Annotated in this window: 1 protein-coding gene; it reads right to left on the reverse strand. The window is 70.4% G+C overall.

The window, feature by feature from the left end; translation table 11 throughout:
- Positions 1-2,998 (reverse strand): amino acid adenylation domain-containing protein (locus tag ABZ463_RS41545; RefSeq protein ID WP_362785720.1); only part of this gene is annotated, 2,998 nt, incomplete at its 3' end.
- Between the last annotated feature and the right edge of the window lie 689 nt (positions 2,999-3,687).

Below are 3,687 nucleotides of genomic sequence, written 5' to 3' on the forward strand. Positions count from 1 at the left end.
GAACCTCCACGACCCTCCCAAGGGCCTTCCACAGCGTGTCCCGCCACCCGGCGGCCAGCCCCGCGACCGTCGCGGCGTCGAACAGGTCCGTGCTGTACTCGACGACGCCGAAGATCCGCTCGCCGTCGTCGGTGATCTGCCAGGTCAGGTCGAACTTCGAGGTTCCGGTCGGGACCAGCTCGCGGGTCCCGGTCGCCGTGCCGAGCCGTACCGGGCGGGCGTCGTGGCGGTGCATCTCGAAGGCGACCTGGGCGAAGGCGGCGCGTTCCCCCGAGTGGTCGCGGGCGACACGGTCGAGGAGGAGCTGGAAGGGCACGTCCTGGTGGCCGAGGTCGGCGAGCACGTCCTCACGCACCTGGCCGAGCAGTTCGCGGAAGCCCACATCCGTCCGTGCCCGCACCCGCAGCGGGACCAGGTTGACGAAGTAGCCGATCAGGCCCTCCTCGTCGTGCTCCCGGTCGGCGACGGGCGTGGAGACGACGAGGTCCTCCTGCCCGGTACGGCCGCGCAGCGTCAGGCAGAAGGCGGCCAGGAGCACCATGAACGGCGTCGCACCCTCCGCCCGCGCCAGGTCGCGCACCCGCTCCGCGAGGTCGGCCCCGAGGTCGAACCGTACGGTGGCGCCCGTCGGGGTCCGCTCCCCGGGGACACGGTCGGTGGGCAGGTCGAGTTCCCTCGGGGCGCCTTCGAGCCTGCGCTCCCAGTAGGCGATCCCCTCGTCCAGGGTGTTCCCGCGCACCAGGCGGCGCTGCCGTACGGCGTGGTCGCGGGAGCGGGTGGGCAGCTCGGCGAGCCGGGGCTCCCTGCCGTCGAGGGTGGCGGCGTAGATCTCGGCCAGTTCGGTCTCGAAGACGCCGAGTGACCACTCGTCCCACACGATGTGGTGCAGGACGACCAGCAGCACCCAGCCGTCCTCGCCGTCGCGTGTCAGCAGGGTCCGCAGCAGCGGCCCCCGCTCCAGGTCGAACGGCCTGCGGGCCTCGCGGGCGACGACCTCCTCGGAGTACTCCTCGACGGTGAGTCGTATGGGGGAGGGGGGCAGGACGTCCTGCTCCGGTTCGCCGAGGGTGGCGGGGAAGGCGGTGCGCAGGGCCTCGTGCCGTTCGACGAGCGCGTTCAGGGACCGTTCGAGCGCCGGGACGTCGATCTCGCCGCGCAGCCGGAACAGCCACGGCACGTTGTAGAGAGGCGCGCCCGGGTTCCACTGCTCGGCCAGCCACAGGGCGTGCTGCCCGAGGGAGAGCGGCCTGCCCTCCTCCTCGTACGGCGCGGCGGGCTCAGGCTCGGGGGCCGGAGCAGGCTGGGGGGCGCGTTCCGCGTCGAGTCGCGCCGCCAGGTCGGCCAGGACCGGGGTGGCGAAGACGGCCTGGGGCGACAGGCCCTTGCCGAAGTGGCCGAACAGCCTGGCGGTGATGCGGAGCGCGGCGAGCGAGTCACCGCCGAGTGCGAAGAAGTCGTCACCGCGTCCGACGCTCTCGACGCCGAGGACCTCCTGCCACAGGTCGGCCAGCAGTTGTTCCGTCTCGGTCCGCGGGGGTTCGGTCCCCTCGCCGTGCTCCGGGCCGCGCGGGAGCGGCGGCAGCGCGTCGCGGTCGAGCTTGCCGCCCTCGGTCAGCGGCAGCCGGTCCAGCGGGATCAGGTGCGCGGGCAGCAGGTAGGCGGGCAGCCGGTCGGCCAGGAACGCCATCAGCTCCCCGACGTTCGGCGTCTCGGTGACCACGTAGCCGACGAGCCGGGTCCTGCCGTCCTCGTCGTCCCGGCCGAGCACCGCGCACCGCCGTACCGCCGGGTGCTGCTCCAGGACCCGCTGGGTCTCCGCGGGCTCGACGCGGTGTCCCCGGATCTTGACCTGGTCGTCGGTCCTGCCGAGGAAGTCCAGCCTTCCGTCCGCGTCGATGCGGACGAGGTCGCCGGTGCGGTACATACGCGCGCCGGGGGCACCGTACGGGTCGGGCACGAAGCGCTGGGCCGTCAGCCCGGGTTGTCCCGTGTAGCCGAGGGCGAGGGGGCCGCCGCCGACGTAGAGCTCCCCGGCGACCCCGGGCGGGCAGGGCGTGAGGTCCTGGTCGAGGACGTGGAGCACCCGTTCGCCGCAGGCGGTGCCGATCGGGATCTCGTCCGTCACGACCTCGGTCACCTCGTGGACGGTCGCGGTGATCACACACTCGGTCGGTCCGTAGGCGTTGAGCAGCCGCACGTCCGGGGCGTGCCGAAGCCACGAACGGGCGGCCCGGGGGGACATCCGCTCGCTGCCGGAGATCATCAGCCGGAGGCTGTGCCCCTCGGGCAGGGGGGTCCGGTCGAGTCCGAGGGCCAGCTCGTTCCAGTAACCGGCGGGCAGGTTGGCGACGGTGACCCGCTCACGACGCAGGAGGTCGAGGAGGTCGCCGATCGCGGGGGCGCGTTCCTCGCCGAAGACGACGGTCGCCCCGACGGTCAGCGGCGCGAGCGCCTGTTCGACGGAGACGTCCACGTACGGCTGCGCGAACCGCAGGACACGGTCGTCCTCACGCAGTCCGAACCGCTCGCCGATCCCGGCGAGGTGCTCGGCCAGCGCGCCGTACGAGACGCTGACGCCCTTGGGCCTGCCGGTCGTGCCGGAGGTGTACACGAGATAGGCGGGGTGGGCCGGGTCGGGCGGGGTGAGGCCGGCCGCCTCGGCCGTCTCGTCACCGAGGTTCGCGTCGAGCCGTACCAGGGGGATCTCCCCCAGGACGTCGCCACCGCCGCCACCGCCGCTGTCGTCACTGAGGAGAAGGCGGGCGGCGCTGTCCCGCAGGGTGAACCGGTGACGGTCGGCGGGGGCGGCGGGGTCGAGCGCGAGATGGGCGGCGCCCGTCCGCAGTATGGCGAGCATCGCGACCAGGCCGTTCACCGGGTCCTGCGCGCGCACGGCGACGATCTGTCCCGGGACCACCCCGTGCCCGCGCAGCAGCCCGGCGAGTACGGCGGTGCGCCGGTCGAGTTCGGCGTGGGAAAGGGTCAGGCGCGGACCCACTACAGCGGGTCCATCGGGATGCTCTTTAGCGCGCAGAGCCAGCAGGGATTCCCACCCAGCTTTTCGTAACATAGCGGTGACCTCGGAGTTCCAGACCCCCAATCCACGTGCTGTTTTGCTCGTGGAAAATGCCTTTGTCATGGCACGGAACTCCTCTGGAAATCGGGCTGGTGCTACTGGCGAGAATGTGGGGGCTGTGCGCTATAACCCGTTTCGGTTGTCCGCGAACGGCGGAGCGCTGGGCCGGGGGACGGCACCCCGGTACATGCGTTTTTCGCAACCTAAGGAATCCTTGCGCAAGCTATCTTGTCAAGATGTGAGTGTCAAGGGGATGCCTTGACAGCAGGGATTTCTGGCCCGGGTTACATGTTGGGGGCGTTCCCCTTCTCGTGGTGAGAGGGGGCATAGTGAACGACTATTGAACAGACGTAATGGATTACGGCTGTTGCGGTCGGTGAAACTATTGACACCGCAGGAATCAGTGCACAAGATGTGTTGCGCAAGAGTCCCTTAGGGGTTGATCTCCCAGGAACGGGGGCCACGCTGTTTTTGGCGCCATTGGATGCGCGCCCTAATAGAAGCGTGGTTGCGGGCTACCTGCACATATTTCACCGGCGGCTGTGTGGCGTGATTTTCGGAAGGGTCCCGTGTCATGACCAAAACGTTCTCCAGGAGTCACGCCGATGGTG

Source organism: Streptosporangium sp. NPDC020145, assembly GCF_040631275.1.
In the GTDB taxonomy this organism is placed as follows: Bacteria; Actinomycetota; Actinomycetes; order Streptosporangiales; family Streptosporangiaceae; genus Streptosporangium.